23 protein-coding genes and 1 riboswitch are annotated in these 18,169 nt (G+C 67.9%); of the genes, 18 read left to right on the top strand and 5 right to left on the bottom strand.

From position 1 onward, the window contains the following. The first annotated feature begins 85 nt into the window (after positions 1 to 85). From QUE79_RS00560 to QUE79_RS00475, 18 genes are all read left to right on the top strand, one after another. The gene (locus tag QUE79_RS00560; RefSeq protein ID WP_286346805.1) at positions 86 to 1,015 is read left to right on the top strand and encodes a cyclase family protein; all 930 of its coding nucleotides are present in this window, start codon (positions 86 to 88) and stop codon (positions 1,013 to 1,015) included. Between the two features lie 102 nt (positions 1,016 to 1,117). Then, the gene (locus QUE79_RS00555) at positions 1,118 to 2,272 is read left to right on the top strand and encodes an ABC transporter substrate-binding protein (RefSeq protein ID WP_286344947.1); all 1,155 of its coding nucleotides are present in this window, start codon (positions 1,118 to 1,120) and stop codon (positions 2,270 to 2,272) included. Positions 2,273 to 2,329: 57 nt separating this feature from the next. Then, positions 2,330 to 3,160 carry a branched-chain amino acid ABC transporter permease gene (locus QUE79_RS00550; protein ID WP_286346804.1) on the top strand — a complete coding sequence of 277 codons (831 nt, stop codon included), beginning with the start codon at positions 2,330 to 2,332 and terminating at the stop codon, positions 3,158 to 3,160. Then, on the top strand, positions 3,157 to 4,191 hold the full coding sequence (locus tag QUE79_RS00545; protein ID WP_286344946.1) for a branched-chain amino acid ABC transporter permease: 1,035 nt from the start codon (positions 3,157 to 3,159) through the stop codon (positions 4,189 to 4,191). Before QUE79_RS00550 ends, QUE79_RS00545 begins: the two co-directional genes overlap by 4 nt. Continuing rightward, a complete protein-coding gene (locus QUE79_RS00540; protein WP_286344945.1) occupies positions 4,188 to 4,943 on the top strand; it encodes an ABC transporter ATP-binding protein in 756 nt (251 codons plus the stop codon). Before QUE79_RS00545 ends, QUE79_RS00540 begins: the two co-directional genes overlap by 4 nt. After that, entirely contained in the window at positions 4,940 to 5,656 is a 717-nt protein-coding gene (locus QUE79_RS00535; protein WP_286344944.1) for an ABC transporter ATP-binding protein, read from the top strand. Before QUE79_RS00540 ends, QUE79_RS00535 begins: the two co-directional genes overlap by 4 nt. After that, on the top strand, positions 5,656 to 6,258 hold the full coding sequence (locus QUE79_RS00530; RefSeq protein WP_286344943.1) for a TetR/AcrR family transcriptional regulator: 603 nt from the start codon (positions 5,656 to 5,658) through the stop codon (positions 6,256 to 6,258). The genes QUE79_RS00535 and QUE79_RS00530 overlap by 1 nt, the downstream gene beginning before the upstream one ends. A gap of 20 nt (positions 6,259 to 6,278) precedes the next feature. Continuing rightward, a complete protein-coding gene (locus tag QUE79_RS00525; RefSeq protein ID WP_286344942.1) occupies positions 6,279 to 7,403 on the top strand; it encodes an acyl-CoA dehydrogenase family protein in 1,125 nt (374 codons plus the stop codon). Between the two features lie 106 nt (positions 7,404 to 7,509). Then, the gene (locus tag QUE79_RS00520; protein ID WP_286344941.1) at positions 7,510 to 8,241 is read left to right on the top strand and encodes an acyl-CoA dehydrogenase family protein; all 732 of its coding nucleotides are present in this window, start codon (positions 7,510 to 7,512) and stop codon (positions 8,239 to 8,241) included. Continuing rightward, complete coding sequence (locus QUE79_RS00515; protein WP_286344940.1) at positions 8,238 to 9,020, top strand: enoyl-CoA hydratase/isomerase family protein; 783 nt, start codon at positions 8,238 to 8,240, stop codon at positions 9,018 to 9,020. Before QUE79_RS00520 ends, QUE79_RS00515 begins: the two co-directional genes overlap by 4 nt. A gap of 2 nt (positions 9,021 to 9,022) precedes the next feature. Next, positions 9,023 to 9,484, top strand: coding sequence for an enoyl-CoA hydratase/isomerase family protein (locus tag QUE79_RS00510; RefSeq protein WP_286344939.1), 462 nt, complete (start codon positions 9,023 to 9,025; stop codon positions 9,482 to 9,484). 47 nt (positions 9,485 to 9,531) lie between these two features. After that, the gene (locus QUE79_RS00505; RefSeq protein ID WP_286344938.1) at positions 9,532 to 9,837 is read left to right on the top strand and encodes a Clp protease/crotonase-like domain-containing protein; all 306 of its coding nucleotides are present in this window, start codon (positions 9,532 to 9,534) and stop codon (positions 9,835 to 9,837) included. Then, positions 9,837 to 11,291: a class I adenylate-forming enzyme family protein gene (locus QUE79_RS00500; protein ID WP_286344937.1), complete on the top strand. Its 1,455-nt coding sequence runs from the start codon at positions 9,837 to 9,839 to the stop codon at positions 11,289 to 11,291. Before QUE79_RS00505 ends, QUE79_RS00500 begins: the two co-directional genes overlap by 1 nt. Before the next feature lie 7 nt (positions 11,292 to 11,298). Continuing rightward, entirely contained in the window at positions 11,299 to 11,493 is a 195-nt protein-coding gene (locus QUE79_RS00495) for a hotdog family protein (protein WP_286344936.1), read from the top strand. Between the two features lie 8 nt (positions 11,494 to 11,501). Beyond that, positions 11,502 to 11,777, top strand: coding sequence for a hotdog family protein (locus tag QUE79_RS00490; RefSeq protein WP_286344935.1), 276 nt, complete (start codon positions 11,502 to 11,504; stop codon positions 11,775 to 11,777). Then, the gene (fabG, locus tag QUE79_RS00485; protein ID WP_286344934.1) at positions 11,770 to 12,522 is read left to right on the top strand and encodes a 3-oxoacyl-ACP reductase FabG; all 753 of its coding nucleotides are present in this window, start codon (positions 11,770 to 11,772) and stop codon (positions 12,520 to 12,522) included. Before QUE79_RS00490 ends, fabG begins: the two co-directional genes overlap by 8 nt. A gap of 53 nt (positions 12,523 to 12,575) precedes the next feature. Continuing rightward, positions 12,576 to 13,745, top strand: a complete 1,170-nt coding sequence (locus QUE79_RS00480; protein WP_286344933.1) for a thiolase family protein — start codon at positions 12,576 to 12,578, stop codon at positions 13,743 to 13,745. After that, the gene (locus tag QUE79_RS00475; protein WP_286344932.1) at positions 13,742 to 14,605 is read left to right on the top strand and encodes an acyl-CoA thioesterase; all 864 of its coding nucleotides are present in this window, start codon (positions 13,742 to 13,744) and stop codon (positions 14,603 to 14,605) included. Before QUE79_RS00480 ends, QUE79_RS00475 begins: the two co-directional genes overlap by 4 nt. A gap of 152 nt (positions 14,606 to 14,757) precedes the next feature. On the opposite strand, the gene QUE79_RS00470 is transcribed toward QUE79_RS00475, so the two are convergent. The 5 genes from QUE79_RS00470 to QUE79_RS00450 all read right to left on the bottom strand — a co-directional run bounded on the left by QUE79_RS00470 (position 14,758) and on the right by QUE79_RS00450 (position 18,026). Next, positions 14,758 to 14,931 carry a hypothetical protein gene (locus QUE79_RS00470; RefSeq protein WP_286344931.1) on the bottom strand — a complete coding sequence of 58 codons (174 nt, stop codon included), beginning with the start codon at positions 14,929 to 14,931 and terminating at the stop codon, positions 14,758 to 14,760. A gap of 61 nt (positions 14,932 to 14,992) precedes the next feature. Next, entirely contained in the window at positions 14,993 to 16,012 is a 1,020-nt protein-coding gene (locus QUE79_RS00465; protein WP_286344930.1) for a class I mannose-6-phosphate isomerase, read from the bottom strand. Positions 16,013 to 16,073: 61 nt separating this feature from the next. Further along, positions 16,074 to 17,012 (bottom strand): AI-2E family transporter, encoded by a 939-nt coding sequence (locus tag QUE79_RS00460; RefSeq protein ID WP_286344929.1) that lies wholly within the window; start codon positions 17,010 to 17,012, stop codon positions 16,074 to 16,076. A gap of 337 nt (positions 17,013 to 17,349) precedes the next feature. Next, positions 17,350 to 17,502 carry a hypothetical protein gene (locus tag QUE79_RS00455; protein WP_286344928.1) on the bottom strand — a complete coding sequence of 51 codons (153 nt, stop codon included), beginning with the start codon at positions 17,500 to 17,502 and terminating at the stop codon, positions 17,350 to 17,352. Continuing rightward, the gene (locus QUE79_RS00450; protein ID WP_286344927.1) at positions 17,499 to 18,026 is read right to left on the bottom strand and encodes a hypothetical protein; all 528 of its coding nucleotides are present in this window, start codon (positions 18,024 to 18,026) and stop codon (positions 17,499 to 17,501) included. Before QUE79_RS00450 ends, QUE79_RS00455 begins: the two co-directional genes overlap by 4 nt. Before the next feature lie 12 nt (positions 18,027 to 18,038). After that, a riboswitch (cyclic di-GMP riboswitch) is annotated at positions 18,039 to 18,113 on the bottom strand. Positions 18,114 to 18,169: the final 56 nt, after the last annotated feature.

The raw sequence follows: 18,169 nt of genomic DNA, 5'->3' as shown, positions 1-18,169 counted from the left end.
AACGGGGTGCCTCGTTGCACTCCCGGGAAGATCGTTCATCGGGAATCTTGACTTACGAGCGTTCGTAAGTCAATCTGTCCCCGTGATGAACGACGAAGTTCCCGATTACGACGAGCTGCCCCGGCTCGAGCGCTTGGACCTGCCCTACTCGTGGGAGTTCTTCGGCGCGGGCGACCAGCTGGGCACGCTGAACCACCTGACCCCGGAGGTCGTCGCCGCGGCCGCACGCAGCATCGTCTCGGGCGTGACGGTGGGGCTCAGCCTCCCCGTCGACGAGCCGAATCCTCCGCTGTTCGGCCGAGAGCCCATCCGGCACGACCACTTCGAGGTCGATCGCAACACCTGGGACGACAAGATCGACAACTACTTCCCGCAGGGCTCGACGCAGTGGGACGGCTTCGGCCACGTTCGCGCTCGCGAGTTCGGCTTCTACGGCGGAGTGCTCGACACGAACGACCCGGAGCAGACGGCGCTCGGCATCGAGGTCTGGGCCAGGCGCGGCATCGCGGGACGCGGCGTCCTGCTGGACGTGGCCGCGCATCTCGGAGCGCGGGGCTCGAGCGTCCCGGTGGACGAGGAGTTCGTCGTGACGCCTGAGCTACTCGAGGAGATCGCTGCGGCAGAGGGCGTCGAGGTGCGGCGCGGCGACATCCTGCTCGTCCGCACCGGATGGCCGGCGGCACATGCCGGCCGAGCGTCGGACGCTCCACCGGTCACGAGGATCCCGGGCATCCACGCCGGCGAGGCGACTGCGCGTCTGCTCTGGAACTGGGGCATCGCCGCCATCGCGACGGACACTCCGGCCGTCGAACCCGTGCCGGGAGACCCCGCGGTCGGATCGCTGCATCGCCGTCTCCTGCCCCTGCTTGGAATCCCCCTCGGCGAGCTGTTCGACCTGGAGCGGCTCTCCGTCGCCTGCCGGGACACCGGCCGATACGACTTCTTCGTCGCCGCAGCACCGCTGAACCTCAGCGGCGCCGCCGGCTCCCCAGGGAACGCGATCGCGATTCTCTGATCCACCACGAACACAGTGAGGAATCAATTCAATGAAGAATTTTCCAGCCAAGCCGGTTCTGGCACTGGGCGCCATCATCGCCTGCGTCGTCGCTCTGAGCGGGTGCTCCAGCAACTCGGGGGCGGATCGAAATCGGGTCCGATCACGATCGGCGTCGTCGGCCCGCAGACGGGGCCGCTGGCCGAGATCGGCCAGAACCAGGTCGCGGGCGCCGAGGTCGCCGCCGCCGAGATCAACAAAGCGGGCGGTGTGCTCGGTCGCAAGATCAAGATCGTCAACAAAGACGAGCAGTCCACTCCGCAGACCGCGTCGACCGCCGTCCGTGACCTCTCGAACAGCGGCGTCCACCTCGTCGTCGGCATGCTCAACAGCGCCGGCTGCCTCGCCGTCGGTCCGACCCTGCCGAGCCTCAACGTCGTGCTCGTCGACACCGGCTGCACCAACGACGGCCTCACCGGTCAGAACGGCAAGCCGGCCCCGTTCTCCAACCTCTTCCGCACGAGCACCGACGACGACGACCTGGTGATCAACCTCGCCAAGACCATCGCGAAGAAGTTCCCCGACGTCACGGACTACTCGGCCTTCGGCTACAACTACGTCACCGGCACGTCGCAGTGGGCGCTCTACCAGAGCTCCATCAAGAAGGCGGGCGTGCCGCTGAAGGTGAAGAGCAGCACGTTCGTGCCGATCGCCCAGTCCGACTTCAGCCTCCAGGTGCAGTCGCTCGTCGGCAAGGTCGGCGATCCGAAGACGAGCGCCCTCTACCTGGGCACGTTCGGCAGCGGCACCGGCACGTTCCTGAAGCAGTCGCAGTCGTACGACATCTCGAAGAAGTTCGCGGTGATCCTGCAGCCCGGCGGCTACTACCCGGTCGCCCGTACGCTGAACGGCCTCGCACCCAACGTGTGGAACGCCTACGACTACAACTACGCCGCGTTCACGTCGAGCGCCAACACGAAGTTCGTGAACGACTACAAGGCGAAGACCGGGAAGCTCCCCATCGACTGGAGCTACGACGCCTGGGTCGGGGTCAAGGCCATGGCCGCCGCCATCAAGAAGGCCGGCACCGACGACTACTCGAAGGTGCTCGCGACGATGCCCGGCCTCAGCTTCACCACGCTCTCGGGGAAGCTGACCATCGACAAGACGACCCACCAGGCGAACGCACCCGTGGTCGTGTCCAACACCGTCGGAGACACCAAGAGCCCGGAGAACGTCAAGATCCTCAGCACGACAGTCGTCAAGACGGGGAAATGACATGACCGAACTCATTTCGACCCTGGTGAGCGGGATCGCCTTCGGCGTCCTCTCTTCCTGGTCGCGAGTGGACTCACGCTGATCTACGGGGTGCTCGGAGTGCTGAACTTCGCCCACGGCTCGCTGTTCGCCGTCGGTGCGCTCGTCGCCACGTCGGTGATCGGCACGGTCTTCCCGTCGATTCCCGTCTTCATCGGCGCGGCGCTCGTCGGAGCGGTCGTCGTCGGGGTGCTGGGTCTCGTCGTCGAGCGCACGGTGGTGCGGCGCCTGTACCGGGGCGACCACATCACGATGCTGCTCGCGACGTTCGCGATCCTGCTCATCGTCGAAGGCGCCTCCGAGCTCCTCTGGGGCGACAGCCCGGCGACGGTCAATCAGCCGAAGGTCCTGAGCGGCAACGTCCACGTGCTCGGAGCAGCGCTGCCGGCGTACTCGATCCTCCTCGTCGTCATCGGCGCGGTCTTCGCCGTCGGGCTGTTCCTGCTGCTGAACCGGAGTCGCTTCGGGCGCGACATCAAGGCCATCGCCCAGGACCAGGTCATGGGCGAGGCCGTGGGCCTCAACACCAAGCGCGTCATGTTCCTGGTGTTCGGCCTCGGCAGCGCCCTCGCCGGTCTCGCCGGGGTGCTCATCGCACCCACGGTCTCCGTCTCGGCGAATCTCGGCGACTCGTACATCCTCGAGAGCTTCGCGGTCGTCATCATCGGCGGGCTGGGATCCATCACCGGCTCGCTCATCTCGTCGATCCTGGTCGGGGTCACCGAGGCCCTGGCCGTGGCGTACTTCCCCTTCCTCAGCGGTTTCACCTTCTACATCCTCGTGGCCGTGGTGCTTCTCGTCCGCCCGCGTGGTCTGCTCGGGAACGCCAGGATCGGAGCCGCCGCGTGACGACCAAGACCGCTCCGGGCACCGTCCTCCCTCGGCGTCCGGCACCCAAAGCCCTGGTCGGGCGACGCGCCTGGGACGTCCGGCCCCTCTACGAACCCGCGATCTTCGCGGTCGTCCTGTCGATCGGCTACTTCGTCCTCCCGTCGAGCTGGCAGTACACCCTGACCATCGGCGTCATCTACTCCCTGCTGGCCACGAGCCTCGGCATCCTGTTCGGCTGGACCGGCACCTACACCTTCGGCCACGCCGCGTTCTTCGGAATGGGGGCGTACGCCACGGCGCTCCTCCGGACGGAGTCGTGGAACGCCCTCCTCTTCCTGGGCCTGTCGGCGGTGGTCGCCGCCATCGCGGCCGTCGTCATCGGCCTGCTCGGCGGACGCCTCGTCAAGGTCGAATTCGCGATGCTGACGATGATCGTGGGGCAGATCGCCTACCTCCTCACGTTCAAGATCGGGCCCCTCGGAGGCGACAACGGACTGGTCGGGATCACTCGAGGGTCGGTGTTCGGGTTCGACGTGACCTCGAACAACTCGTTCTGGATCTACACGATCGTGGTCATCGCCGTCGTGATGGGCATCCTGCGCCGCATCAACCTCTCGTCGTTCGGGGCGAGTCTCAACGCCATCCGCGACGATCCGGTGAAAGCGGCCTCGATCGGCCTGCCGGTGAAAGGTCTGCGACTCGCCGCGTTCACACTCTCCGGCGCCGTCGCGGGCCTGGCCGGCGCGCTGTTCGCGCAGCAGGGCGGCATCGTCACCCCCGACACCCTGTCGTTCACGTTCAGCGGTCAGATCATCATCATGGCCCTGCTCGGCGGCATGTACCGATTCTGGGGCCCTGCGATCGGTGCGCTGATCTTCCAGCTGCTGAGCACGGCGGTCTTCGGCAACTCGTCGAACGGGACGCTCTATCTGGGAGTCATCCTCCTCGTCGTGGTCCTGGTCTTCCCGAAGGGCGTCCTCGGCCTCCTCGAACGCCTCAGCAACCGGTTCCCCGTTCTCGGCCGTCTTCGCCGCGGGAGGAAAGCATGATCGCTCTCGACCTCGTCGGTGTCGACAAGAACTACGGCGGCCCGCCCGTCGTGCAGGACGTCTCCCTCTCGATCGAGGTGGGGGAGACCGTCGCCATCATCGGGCCGAACGGCGCGGGCAAGACGACCCTCTTCGGCGTCATGGCGGGGGAGACGCGGGCGACGAAGGGCCGCGTCTCCCTGTTCGGCAAGGACGTGACCCGCGCCGGCGCCCGGCACCTCGCCGAGCAGGGCGTCGCGCGCACCTTCCAGGTCGCCCGGTACTTCCTCGAGAAGACGGTGGAGGAGAACGTCGTCATCGCGCGTCTCGCCCACCAGTCGCGCTACCGCAACCTCGTCTCGAAGTCGCCGCGATCCGACGACACCGTCGACCTCGCGCTCGACGCCGTCGGCCTGAGCTCGGCGCGCCGCCGGCCGTCCGCCACACTCTCGCACGGTGACCGGAAGAGCCTCGAGATCGCCATGGCGCTCGCGCAGGATCCCTCCGTCCTCCTCCTCGACGAACCCACGGCGGGCATGGGAGCGGAAGACATCCCCGGCACGATCGAACTGCTGAAGGGCCTCCGGGCGTCTCGACCCGAGATGACCTGCGTGATCACGGCGCACGACATGAACGTCGTCTTCGCGCTCGCCGACAAGGTCGTGCTCCTGGCGAACGGCCGGATCGCTCTCCAGGGTCTGCCGGACGAGGTGCGGGACGCTCCGCTGACCCGAGAGATCTATCTCGGCAACTCGTATCGGGAGGACCGATGACCTCGACACTCACGGTCACGGGGCTGTCCGCCTCGTACGGCCTCGCCTCGGCGCTCAAGAGCATCGACCTGCGGGTGGAGAAGGGCCGGTGCGTCGGTCTCCTCGGCCGGAACGGCGCCGGAAAGACGACTCTGCTGAAGTCGATCGTCGCCGACCCCGAGATCACGGTGCGCGGTGACGTGGCGATCGACGGCCGCTCGCTGCGCAAGCTCGCGACGTACAAGGTCGCGCGTCTCGGTGTGGCCTGGGTGCCCGACACGCGACGGATCTTCACGCGCCTGACGGTCGCCGAGAATCTCGACATCGCACGGCGCCGCGGCGTCGCGTCCGACCAGCTCGAGCGCGTACTCGAGGCGGTTCCGCTCGTGCGCGGTCTGCTCAAGCGGGCCGGTTACGAGCTGAGCGGCGGAGAGCAGCAGGCGGTCACCATCGCCCGCGCTCTGATGAGCGCGCCCGACTTCCTGTTGCTCGATGAGCCGACGGAGGGCCTCTCGCCCCTCATCGTCGAACAGCTGCAGGCCTCCATCGCCCGACTTCCCGAGATCTTCGATCTCGGCGTGGTCGTGGCCGAGCAGAACTTTCGCTTCGTGACCGATCTCGCCGACGAGGTGCACGTCCTGGAGACTGGGGAGATGGTCTGGTCGGGCACCCCGGAACTCCTGGTGTCCGATCCGGATCTCGTCGACCGTCACCTGTCAGTTGGAGAGAAATAGTGCTGCTCGAAAAGAACGAAACCGAGACCCGGATTCTGAACGAAGCCCGAAAGCTCTTCAATCGCAAGGGCTATGTCGGGATGACCCTGCGGCAGATCGCGAGCGCGGTCGGCATGGAGGCGCAGAGCATCTACAACTACACGCCGTCGAAACAAGCGCTCGTCGAGAAGATGATGCGCAACGGCACGGAGATCCTGCGCGACAAGGTCGAGACGGCACTCGCCACGGCCGGCCCGACGCAGACCGACCGTCTCTACGCCGCGGTGGGAGCGCACACGGCGCACTACTGCAGTTCCGACGACCTCGTCATGGTCCGCGAGGGGCTGGTCCACCTCGATCCGGAGATCCGGACCGGGCTCGTCACGATGCTGAAGTCGTACGAGCAGATCTTCCGGGACATCCTGCGCGCGGGCATCGACGGGGGCGAATTCCGAGACGTCGACGTGACGCGGGTGACCTTCGCGATCCTCGGCATGGGCGAGTCCGTCATCAACTGGTACCGCCCCGGCGGCCGCCTCACCCCCACCCAGATCGGCGACGAGTACGCCGACCTGGCCCTTCACCTGGTCGGAGCTCGCTACGACCACCCTGAGATCACCTGACAGAAGGAGAGATCGACGTCATGACCATGACACGATTCGACGATCCCGCGGCCGACCGCTTTCGAGCGGACGTCAGCGCCTGGGTCGCCGAGGCAATTCCCGCAGAGTGGCGGGACGGCAGACAGGCCCTCGGACCCGACGACGTGCAGCGCATCCAACGTTCGTGGGACGAAGCGCTGTTCGAGGGAGGCTTCGCCGGCCTGTCCTGGCCCGAGGAGTACGGCGGGCGGGGCTTCGGCCCGATCGAGGAGCTGATCTACTACGAGGAGTCGTCGAAGGCGAACGCCCCGGACGGCTTCGGCAGGATCGGGCGCGTCCTCGCCGGACCGACGATCATCGCGGCGGGCACGGAGCAGCAGAAGAAGAAGTACCTCCCCCGCATCCTCGACGCGTCGGAGATCTGGTGCCAGGGGTTCTCGGAGCCCGGCGCAGGATCCGACCTGGCGGCCGTGACGACCCGCGCCGTCAAGGTCGACGGCGGCTACCGCATCACCGGGCAGAAGATCTGGACGAGCTTCGCGCAGTACTCCACGCGCTGTCTGATGCTGGCGAAGAGCTCGACCGAGCTGCCGCGACACCACAACCTCAGCTTCTTCCTCCTCGACATGGAGCAGGACGGCATCGACGTCCGCCCCATCCGCCAGATCAATGGCGAGCAGGAGTTCAACGAGGTCTTCTTCACGGACGTCTTCGTCCCCGACGAAGACCTGATCGGTGGCGAGCACGAAGGCTGGGCGGTCGCGATGACCGTCCTGAGCAACGAGCGGGGCACCACCGAGGCCGCGACGCGGCTCGTCGAGGCGACCACCGAGATCGACCTGCTCAGTTCCTGTTGCTCCCTGGACAAGCCGCACGACGCCGTGCGGCTGCAGGATCGCAAGGAGCTTCTGCGGTGGCACATCCTGCGGGCGACCGAAGAGAAAGCGGCGGGCGAGGACTGGTTCACGGCCGGCTCGGTGCTCAAGGTCCAGTGGAGCGAGCTGATCCAGGACGCGACACGCCTCGGCATCGACACCCGCTGCCCGATCCACCGCGACTACTGGCGGCACAGCTATCTGGCGTCGAAGGCGATGTCCATCTACTCGGGCACGAACGAGATCCAGCGCAACATCATCACCGACCGGGTTCTGAAAGTGGCGAGGTAATCATGGCAACGATCGTGGGAGAAGTCGGGACGATGGCGTCCGAGAACGTGGCGGAGATCCTGCAGGATCGCGGGGAGGGCGTCCAGGCCGGACCGAGCCCCGCCGCGTGGGCCGTTCTGGCCGAGGGGGCTGGGCGAGCATCTCGGCCGACGACGAGAACGGCATGGAGCTGCGGGAGATCCAGGAGGTCGCCCGCACGGCCGGACGATTCGCCGTGTCCACTCCGCTCGTGGCCACGCTCCTGGCGGGCCGCTGGTTCGAGCTCGACCAGGACGTGCTCGATCGCGGCGCGGTGCCGATCGTCCGGCGCGACGATCGACTCGTGGCGCCCTACTACGCGGACGGTGTCGCGATCGTCGACGGCGCGGGGGCGGTCGTCGAGTCATCCGGCGTCGAGGCCGCGGTGTTCGCGGATCTCGTCCCGCTCGCACTCGTTCCGGGTGAGCATCCTGCCCTCGACGGGGAGCGACTCGCCGAGGCGCGCGCGGTGTTTGCGGCCGTCGCAGTGGGCTGCGCCGACATCGTCCTGACCCGCTCGATCGCCTGGGCCCAGACGCGGCAACAGTTCGGTCAGCCCATCAAAGGCTTTCAGGCCGTGCGGCACATGCTCGCGGATGCCCACATCGCGCGTGAGCAGGCATGGACGGCAGCCATCGCGGCCGGACACGAGGCATTCCGCGCCGATGTCTGGGCGGCGCAGGCGTTCACGCTCGCCCGCCGGAGCATCGAGTTCGGAATCCAGGTGCACGGCGGAGTCGGCTACACGTGGGAGGTCGGGTTGCAGCACCATCTCGATCAGGTCCTCGAACTCGACTCCCTCTTCGGAGGAGACCGGTGACCCGCCTCGATGTCGACCGGCCGGCCGCCGGTGTGCTCCGTCTGCGAATGAACGGACCAGACACCCTCAACGCGCTCGACGAGGGCGTCAAGAGCGAACTCGTCGCCGCGCTTCAGGATGCTGCGACCGATAAGCAGGATCGCATCGTCCTGCTCACCGGCACCGGGCGCGCGTTCTCGGCAGGCGGCGACATCCGCGCCATGGGGACTCGCAGCGCGACCGGCACGATAGACGTCCTCACCTTCGGGCGCGAGATCACCGAGGGCATCACCGGGCTGCAGAAACCCGTCGTCGCCGCGGTCAACGGGCTCGCTTCGGGCGCGGGATTCAACCTCGCGCTGTCGTCGGACATCGTCGTCGCGAGTCCGACCGCGTGGTTCCAGCAGTCGTTCATCCGGATGGGGCTGATGCCCGACATGGGCGGGACCTATCTGCTCGCGCAGGCGATCGGGCTCCACCGGGCGAAGGCTGCTCTTTTGACGGCGCATCGGTTCACGGCCGAGGAGGCGACGGGGCTCGGCTTCGTCACCGAGATCTTCGACGGAGACTTCGACGCCGAGGCCGTCGCCTACTGCGCCGAGCTCGCCAAGCGACCGCCCGTGGCCGCGGGGCTGACCAAGCTCCTCGCGAACCGGTCTGTCGACGGCACGCTCGGCGACGCCCTCGACCGCGAGACGCTCGCCCAAGCCGTTCTGTCTTCCACATCCGACCACAAATCGGCCGTCGACGCCTTCCTCGCGAAGCGCGACCTCGACGACCTCGTCTTCACAGGAGAATGACCGTGCCCGAATTCGTGACCACCACCGTCGATGGTCGAATCGCCCAAGTGATCCTGGATCGCCCCAAGAAGCTCAACGCTCTGAACGATCCGATGCTCGTCGAGTTCTCGGAGGCCCTGGCCACTCTCGGCCGTGACGCGTCCGTCTCGGTCATCGTCGTCTCCGGCGCCGGCCAGAACTTCAGCGTCGGCTACGACGTGGAGCCCTCGAACGGCTACTCCGAGGCGGCCGCGGGCCTCTCGCCCTACGCCGACTGGGAGTCGCTGCGGCGCAACATCGACCGCTGGCTGGCCGTCTGGGACACCCCGAAGCCGGTGATCAGCGCGATCGAGGGCTACTGCATGGGAGGAGCCACGATGCTGTCCGTCTGCACCGACATCACCGTCGTGAGCGAGACGGCGGTGATCGGCTGGCCCTCGATCCCTCTGGGGGAGGCCTTCTCAGCCCTCCCACCGCCTGGCTGATCGGTCCGAAGAAGGCCAAGGAGCTGTCGTTCATCGCCGGCAGCCGGTTGTCGGGAGCCGAAGCGGCATCCCTCGGCTGGGCGAACCACGCGGTGTCGGCCGGCACCGCCCTCGACAAGGCGCTGGAGATCGCCGCGGGGATCTCCAAGATGCCCCTCGAGCTGCTGCGCATGAAGAAGCTGGCGCTCAATCGAGTGATGGACCAGCAAGGCTTCCGCGACTCGATCCTCATGGGAGCGGAATGGGACGCCCTCGCCCACACCTCGGCCTCGACGCACGTCATGACCGACATGATCAAGGAGCGCGGCCTGAAAGGCGCCATCGCCTGGTTCAACTCCGAGGAGAACCACTGATGAATCGCGCCCTCCCGCTCTTCGACTGGGCCTTCTCGCAGTCCGACAAAGCGTGCATCGTCACCGACTCGGAGACCTACACCTACGGCGACATGACCGAGGCCATCCGAACCACGGCGGCGGCCCTGTCGAGCATCGTGCACCGCGGCACCCCGGTCGGCCTCTACATCGACAGCACCCCGAACTTCCTCGTCCACCAGTACGCGGTGTTCTACCTCGGCGGAGTCGTCATGCCGCTCAACCGGTCGATGAAGCCGAACGAGATCGACGACATCGTGCGGAACATCGGGCTCGAGGTCGTCGTCGCCGACACCCACCTCGAGCTGGAGTCGGCGCCGGCGCTCTACGAGGTGTCGGGAGAGTTCTCGAGCCCGCCTCTGACCGGCGCCGTACCGACGATGGAACAGCTCGACGCGGACGACGGCGCGATGATCCTGCAGACCTCGGGATCGACCGGTCGGCCCAAGGGCGTCCGTCTTTCGCTTCGCAACCTCGCCGCCAACTACGACGCGACCTATCGATGGATGAACGTCGGCAACCACGACCGCATCCTGCTGCCCCTCCCCATCTTCAACACTTATGGGCTCAATCAGGGCATCAACCTGATGGCCATGACCGGTGCGACCCTGCGCCTGCTCCGACGGTTCACTCCCGAAGGGTTCCAGAGGGCGCTCGACGACACGTCGCCCACCTTCATCCCGATGGTGCCGACGATGGTGACCCGGTTGTTCCAGGCGGGGGTGCGCTACGACGAGGTCGCCACGGTCGGCATCGGCGCGGCGGCGTCGCCGACCCAGATCGCTGCCGATGCCTGGGCGGTGTTCCCCAACGCGTTCCTCATCTTCGGGTACGGACTGACCGAGGGCACGGCCATCGCGTCGCAGAACCGCGTCGGAACGTTCGAGCACAACACGGGCGAGTTCGCGTCGGCCGGACGAATCATGCCGGGTGTCGACGTCCGCCTCGACGACTCGACGGCCGACGACGGCCGCGGCGAGATCCTCATCCACGGCGAGTCCGTCTTCTCGGCCTACATCGGTACCGAGGAGGCCCGTCCGGTCGTCGACGGCTGGCTGCACACCGGCGACATCGGGACCTTCACCGACGGTCGACTCAGCATCGTCGACCGCAGACGCGAGCTCATCATCCGCGGCGGTCAGAACATCTACCCCGGCGAGGTGGAACGACTGATCTCGGCCCATCCCGCTGTCCTCGAGGCGGCCGTCGTCGGCGCACCCGACGCGGATCTCGGCGAGCTGCCGGTGGGCTTCGTGGTGCTCCGGAACGGTTCGAAGACGTCACCCGACGAGATCATCGAGTGGCTCCGGCCGCAGGCGGCGTCCTTCAAGATCCCGGCGGCTTTGACGGTGCTCGACTCCATGCCGAAGACGCCCACCGGGAAGATCCGCAAGCTCGACCTCCGCGACCTGGTCTCCGGCGGGCTCACGAATTGAGCGCCGCGTGCTGACGCTCACCGGCGTGGACCAGGTCGTCGACGCCGTCGGTCGCGAGCTGGGTGCGGGATCGTGGTTCGACCTCGACCAGCCCGTGATCGACGGGTTCGCCGAGGTCACGGGCGATGACCAGTGGATCCACGTCGACCTCGATGCCGCCCGGGAGGGCCGTTCGGCCAGACGATCGCCCACGGGTATCTGACCCTGTCCTTGATCCCGCTGCTCGCCCGTGACGCATACTCGCTGGCCGGCTTCCGGATGCTGGTCAACTACGGCCTCGACCGTGTCCGGTTCCCAGCCATCGTGCCCTCCGGATCTCGGGTCCGCGACCGCGCGACCCTGATCTCGGCCGAGCCCGGCGAGCGAGGAACTCGTGTCGTGATCCGGCACACCGTCGAGATCGAGGGCGCCTCCGTCCCGGGTTGCGTCGCCGACGCCATCACCCTCCTCGTGCCGGAGCGTCTCGAAGGGCGAGCGCATGACTGAACCTGCAACAGGTCTGCTGGACGGCAGGATCGCGGTCGTCACCGGCGCCGCGCAGGGCCTCGGCTACGCGATCGCCGAGCTGTTCGTCGAGAACGGGGCGTCGATCGTCATCGGCGACCTCGACGGCGACGCGGCGGCGGCTGCCGCAGCCCGACTCGGTGACCGGGCCGTCGGAGTGGCCTGCGACGTGACCGTGCCCGCCGACGTGGACGCTCTGCTCGACACCGCGACGAAGACGTTCGGCCGCCTCGACATCATGGTGAACAACGCCGGAGTCACTCGCGACCTCACGATGCGGAAGATGACCGTCGACGACTTCCAGTTCGTGATCGACGTGCACCTGCGCGGAACCTGGCTGGGCACGAAAGCGGCCAGCGCACTCCTGCGGGAGCAGGGGACGGGCGGCGCCATCATCAACATGTCGTCGATCTCGGGCAAGGTGGGCAACGCCGGCCAGACGAACTACAGCGCCGCCAAGGCGGGGATCGTCGGTCTGACCAAAGCCGCGGCGAAAGAGGTCGGCTTCGCCGGGATCAGGGTGAACGCTCTCCAGCCCGGCATCATCGAGACCGCCATGACGCAGAAGCTCAGCGACGAGATCCGTGCGCAACGGCTCGCCGACGTGCCGCTCGGGCGGTTCGGCGAACCGGCGGAGGTCGCAAAGGTCGCGCTCTTCCTCGCCAGCGATCTGGCCAGCTACGTGACCGGAGTCGTCGTCGAGATCGCCGGCGGCCGCAACATCTGAGGCTCGACGAGCCGTGACACGTGCCGGGAGCCCGGCGCGGGAAGGATTTCCGCATGACAGGAAGCTTCGTCTACGACGGACTGAGGACGCCGTTCGGTCGCTTCGGCAAGGCGCTGTCCGGGGTGCGGCCCGACGATCTCGCGGCGACGGTGCTGCGCGATCTGATGGCGCGGCATCCTGACCTGGATCCCGCCCGACTCGACGACGTCATCCTCGGGGATGCGAACCAGGCCGGGGAGGACAACCGCAACGTCGCTCGCATGGCCGCCCTGCTCGCCGGCTTCCCGACCAGCGTTCCGGGGGTCACCGTCAACCGCCTCTGCGGGTCGAGCCTCGAGGCCGCGATCCAGGCGAGCCGGGCCATCGAAGCCGGCGACGCGTCGCTGATCCTGGCCGGCGGCGTCGAGTCGATGTCTCGCGCCCCGTGGGTCCAATTGAAGCCCGAGCGGGCCTTCCCGGCCACGAACGCGACGCTGCACTCGTCCACGCTCGGGTGGCGCATGGTCAACCCCGCCATGTCGTCGCAGTGGACCATCTCGAACGGCGAGTCGGCCGAGATCCTGGCGGAGCGCTACGACATCTCCCGCGAGGCGCAGGATGCATTCGCGCTGCGCAGCCACCGGCTGGCGGACGCAGCGTGGAACGACGGGATCTTCGACCGCGAGGTCACCACCAGCTTCTCGTCTCGCCTGATTCGAGACGAGGGGATCCGGCCGGAGACGTCGCCGGAGGCGCTCGCAGCGCTCCCGGCGGCGTTCCGGCCGGATGGAACGGTGACGGCGGGCAACTCGTCACCTCTCAACGACGGGGCATCGGCCGTGTTGATCGGTGAGGAGGACGCGCTGGGCATCGAGCCGCTCGCCCGGATCGTCTCGCGAGGAGTCGCCGGGAACGATCCGGACGTGTTCGGCGTCGCCCCCGTCGAGGCGGCCAACCGCGCACTCGCCCGCGCCGGTCTGGCCTGGGGCGACGTCGACGTCGTCGAACTCAACGAGGCGTTCGCCTCGCAGAGCCTTGCCTGCCTGTCGCTCTGGCCCGAGCTGGATCCCGCCAAGCTCAATCGCCACGGCGGGGCGATCGCGATCGGGCATCCCCTCGGGGCTTCCGGCGCGCGCGTCCTGCTGCACGTGGCGCTCGAACTCGAGCGGCTCGGCGGCGGCGTCGGGGTCGCGGCGATCTGCATCGGGGTCGGCCAGGGCCTCGCCGTCGTCCTCCAGCGATGACTTCGATTCCTCGCGAGGCGGACTCGCGGCTCTTCGACCTGCTCAACCTCAAGTTCGTCGCGCACCACCTCTTCGAGGGCTCGTCGTACCCGGGGCGCGGCGGGCGGCTCTTCGGCGGGCAGATCCTCGGTCAGGCCGCGGTCGCGGCTTCCGCGACGGTGCCGACGGAGCGAGTGCTCCACTCGGTCCACGCGTACTTCCTCGCCGTGGGTGACTCGCGCCGACCGGTCCTCTACCGCGTCGAGAGCCTCCGAGACGGTGGATCGTTCTCCAGTCGGCGCATCACTGCGACGCAGGAGGACGAGGTGATCTTCACGATGGAGGCGTCGTTCCAGGCGGAGGCGTCGGGTGTGGAGCATCAGCCGTCGCTGGTCGCGGAGTATCCGGACCCGGAGACCCTGCCGCGCGAGCTGCCCGCGGCCGGCGTCTCGATGTCGCACCGGAGCATCTTCGACATCAGGCGGATCCCGAACGCGCGGCGCGACGCGGATACTCGGCAGGCCGTCTGGCTCCGTGCTCCCGCACCCCTGCTCAGGTCTCCGTCGAACGGAACGGCGGGCCTGCACCGCGCTGCTCTCGCCTTCGGCAGCGACTTCACCCTGATGGAGCTGCCCGTCCGCCATCACGGCCTCACGTTCGACGAGCCGCGTCTGCGCGTCGCCAGTCTCGACCACTCCATGTGGTGGCACGCCGACGCGCCCGTCGACGACTGGCTGCTCTACGTGCAGGAGAACCCCTGGGCCGGGAGCGGGCGAGCCCTCGTCTTCGGGTCGATCTACGACCGCGAGCGTCGACTCATCGCCACCGTCGTCCAGGAGGGCATGGTGCGACTCAAGCCGCTCGCGGACGATCGGCCCTGACCGCGAGGGAGACGATGCCGACGTACTGACAGGCGGCAGCGGCGACTACCCGGAAGGGTTCTCCACCGGGGTGCCCTCCTCGGTGGTGCCCTCGTCGGGATCCACCTCGCTCGGCTTCGGGGTGGACGGGTCGGCGGGCTTGGGGTCGCTCATCAGGAGTCCTCGGGGTCGCCGCCGGAGGCGAAGTCGGTGTCTTCGCTGGAGTCGCCCGACTTCGACCCGTCCGGGAGGGACTCGGTGTACTCCTTCTCGGACTTCGTCACGTCCGTCGATCCGTCGGAGCTCTCGTGATGCTCGGTCGTTTCGTGCTCTTTATCGGTGGTCATGGGCGGGACGCTACGCTCCGCCCGATCAATGGGGTACAGACGGGGGACGAGGCTGCCCGGCTCACACCCCGGCCGGGGTGCAGCGGATGACGCGGACGGGCCCGTCCACGACGGTGCTGCCCGCGGAGTGGGGCACCAGGATCACGTCGCCCCGCGAGAGACTCATGGTTCCGCCGCCGTCTCCGGCCCAGGCCAACGAACCGGTCCCGTCGATCACGACCGCGACGGCGAACCCGGGTTCCAGGGTCACGGGAAGCGTCGGCGCGACGAGTTCCGCGTGAAAGAACCGGTCGGCCGCTCCGGGGAGCAGGCGCGCTCGCGGGCTGGACTCCGGGTGCCCGTGCAGGGCGGACAGCTCGGTGCCGGTGAGAGGCGTGAGGTCGAGGGCGTCCAGGGCCGTGTCCAGGTCGAGGCCGAGGAACGCGGCCTCGGGGTCGAGGGCCGGGAAGGGGGCGTACTCGAGGATGATCGAGAGGTCGCTGGGCTCCTGCAGCTCGACGAGGGTGATCCCCGACCCGATGGAGTGGGGCGTTCCGGCCGGGACGTAGAGCCAGTCGCCGGCCTCGACGGTGACCTCGTTCAGCGTCGCCAGCAGGGCGGCTGTGTCCTGCTCCGTCACCCACTTCCTGATGTCTCTCCGGTCGACCGGCTCGCGAAACCCGAGCCAGACGGTTCCGCGATCCGCCCCTCCGGTGTCGGTGATCAGCCACGCCTCGGTCTTGCCGCGAGGCGAGTCGAGGTGGGCGCGTGCGAAGTCGCCTCCCGGATGGAAGTGGTTGAACAGCCGCTCGCCGGTGCTGAGGATCTTGACGAGGAGTCCGGTGTCGACGCCGTGTCGGGTGACGTGGTCCTCGCCCAGATAGCCGATCGGGTCGAGGGCGATGGCGTCTCTGAGCGTTCGGCCGTCGTCGAGCACGGTCAGCCCGACCGTGTCGCTGCCGTGCACGGTCGTCGTCGACGCGACGAAGTCTTCCGGGACGTGATCGTCGGTCGAGCCGATCCCGCGGAGAGCCAGGATTCCGGCGCCACCGCGGTAGGGGCGATCGGCGGGTTGATTCGGGGGCAGGGCGATGGGGCGCATGGTGAGCTTTCTCGTGGATCAGGGGAGAGGGTCGGGGTGGCCGCGCACGGTGCGGCCGAGCTCACGACGTCGAGCGCTCGTTCTTCTCCTTGGCCTTCGGGTCGGGGTCGTGGCCCGCGCCGGTGATCTCGTCGGGATCGTGATGGTAGGCCGCGACGATCATCGCGTTCACGGTGGCGATGAAGGGGACGGCGAAGAACGCACCGGCGACTCCGGCGATCGTGCTGCCGGCGGTGACACCGAGAACCACTCCGAGAGGGTGGACTTTCACCGCGGAGCCGGTGAGAAGCGGGTGCAGCACGTGGCTCTCGATCTGCTGGACCAGGAGGACGATGCCCAGCATGATCAGCGCGTGGACCCACCCGTTGAAGACCAGTGCGATCCCGACGGCCGCGATTCCACCGACGATCGCACCGACGACCGGCACGAACGCGCCGAAGAACACGATGACGGCGATCGGAACGGCGAGGGGCACGCCGAGGATGAACGCGCCGAGGCCGATGCCGACGGCATCGGTCGCCGCGACGACCAGCTGGACTCGGATGAAGGAGGTCAGCGTGCGCCAGCCGGCGTCGCCGGCGGCGTGGATCCGGCCGCGCGCCCGTCGGGGGAAGAGCCCGGCGACCCAGTCGAAGATCCGTCCACCGTCGATCAGCGTGAACAGGGTGACGAAGATGACGATGAAGACGCCCTCGAGCAGGTGAATGGCGGAGCTGCCGGCCGCGGCGGCGCCCGCCCCCAGCTTGGACGCGTTCTTCTGCAACCACGATTCCGCGTCGGTGATGTAGCCGTTCACCTTGGCCTCGGTCAGGCCGAAGGGGTGCGTCGCGAGCAAGGACTCACCGGATTTCAGAGCCTTCGTGATCTGCTTCTCCAGCGCGGGCAATTCGGAGGTGACCTGCTGGGTGACCAGGAGGCCCAGCCCGGCGATGACGCCGAACACCACCACGAACGCGACGACGATCGACAGCCACTTCGGGACGTGGCGTCGCCGAAGCACGGACTCCAGGGGAGGAGTAGCGCGGACAGGATCAGCCCGATCAGGAAGGGGATGACGATCTCGGAGAGTTCGTAGACCAGCACGCCGACGAGCGCGAGCCCCGCCGCGATGATGAGGATGCGTGCCGTGAAGCCGGCGCCGATCTTCAGACCGGCGGGGATGGGATCCACAGGTGGCACAGGTGGCGGGGACGTTCGTTCTTTTCTGAGTGATCTCATGCTCGGAACGTAGTCGTTGGCGACCGGCGCGGCCCGAAGCCACTCGGGTGACGACGACACGACGGTCGAGGCGCCGATGTCGGTGACGACCAGCTCGGCCTCGGGCGGCGTAGGCGCGGCTACGCCTCGCCGATCAGAACGATGGCGACCGTCTGCGTGTCATCGGGTCGCGCATTCTCGAGGAAAGCCATCAACGACGAGCGGGACGGGATCAGGCTCTCGATGCGAACGAGGGAACCGTTGCCTCGCCGGTAGAGGCCGAAGCCGTTCACGGCCATGAGGGTCGGTCCGCAGCGTAGGAGTCCAGGTCGAGCGAGGCCCACGATCCTGCCGGAGCAGGATGGGCCGGCGTCGATCCCGTGGCGCGGGGGAACCCGTGACGGTGCAGGAGATCGCCGGCCATCGATTTCGCGCGAAGGGACGCGTCGTGATCACCGCGAAGCGACTTGAGGATGGCGCCGTTGACCAGCAGACGGAACGAGAGTGCGAGGTCGTCCCCCTCGCCGAGATCCGTGTCTCGAGTGAGCGTCTCCACGAGCAGCCGGAAATCGTCTTCGATGACTCGGTCCGCCGCCGCGACGGCCTGGCCGCGCCCGATGGTGCCGAGCGCCTCGACGAAGATCCGGGCGTTCCGATCGCCCCGCCGGAAGAGGTCGTCGAGCACGTCGAAGATCGCGAGGAGTTGCAGCGCGGCCGTGTCCTCCCGCGATCGGGCGCTCCTCTCCACGAGAGCGACGGACCACCGCCCGCGTGTCTCGGAGGAAGCGGTGGTCGGTCGGGCGTCGTGCAGAGTCAATGCGTTCTCTCGGTTGGTGGCCCGGCTGACCGTGGCGGTCCCGTGGCTTTGCGTCGCCGGCTTGCGCCGGGTTTGCCGTTTCGATGAGGTGGTGCGGTCACGTCTGAGTGGCTTCGTCGGTGGCGTAAACGTAGGCGTGCCGC

This window comes from Frondihabitans sucicola (assembly GCF_030296615.1).
GTDB lineage: Bacteria > Actinomycetota > Actinomycetes > Actinomycetales > Microbacteriaceae > Frondihabitans > Frondihabitans sucicola.
This window is presented reverse-complemented; position numbering and strand designations above follow the sequence as displayed.

What these genes read in the sequence shown, in the direction of transcription:
- QUE79_RS00560 (WP_286346805.1), top strand. Translation starts at nt 86, where the DNA reads ATGAACGACGAAGTTCCCGATTACGACGAGCTGCCCCGGCTCGAGCGC.
- QUE79_RS00540 (WP_286344945.1), top strand. Translation starts at nt 4,188, where the DNA reads ATGATCGCTCTCGACCTCGTCGGTGTCGACAAGAACTACGGCGGCCCG.
- QUE79_RS00535 (WP_286344944.1), top strand. Translation starts at nt 4,940, where the DNA reads ATGACCTCGACACTCACGGTCACGGGGCTGTCCGCCTCGTACGGCCTC.
- QUE79_RS00525 (WP_286344942.1), top strand. Translation starts at nt 6,279, where the DNA reads ATGACCATGACACGATTCGACGATCCCGCGGCCGACCGCTTTCGAGCG.
- QUE79_RS00500 (WP_286344937.1), top strand. Translation starts at nt 9,837, where the DNA reads ATGAATCGCGCCCTCCCGCTCTTCGACTGGGCCTTCTCGCAGTCCGAC.
- fabG (WP_286344934.1), top strand. Translation starts at nt 11,770, where the DNA reads ATGACTGAACCTGCAACAGGTCTGCTGGACGGCAGGATCGCGGTCGTC.
- QUE79_RS00480 (WP_286344933.1), top strand. Translation starts at nt 12,576, where the DNA reads ATGACAGGAAGCTTCGTCTACGACGGACTGAGGACGCCGTTCGGTCGC.
- QUE79_RS00475 (WP_286344932.1), top strand. Translation starts at nt 13,742, where the DNA reads ATGACTTCGATTCCTCGCGAGGCGGACTCGCGGCTCTTCGACCTGCTC.
- QUE79_RS00470 (WP_286344931.1), bottom strand. Translation starts at nt 14,931, where the DNA reads ATGACCACCGATAAAGAGCACGAAACGACCGAGCATCACGAGAGCTCC.
- QUE79_RS00465 (WP_286344930.1), bottom strand. Translation starts at nt 16,012, where the DNA reads ATGCGCCCCATCGCCCTGCCCCCGAATCAACCCGCCGATCGCCCCTAC.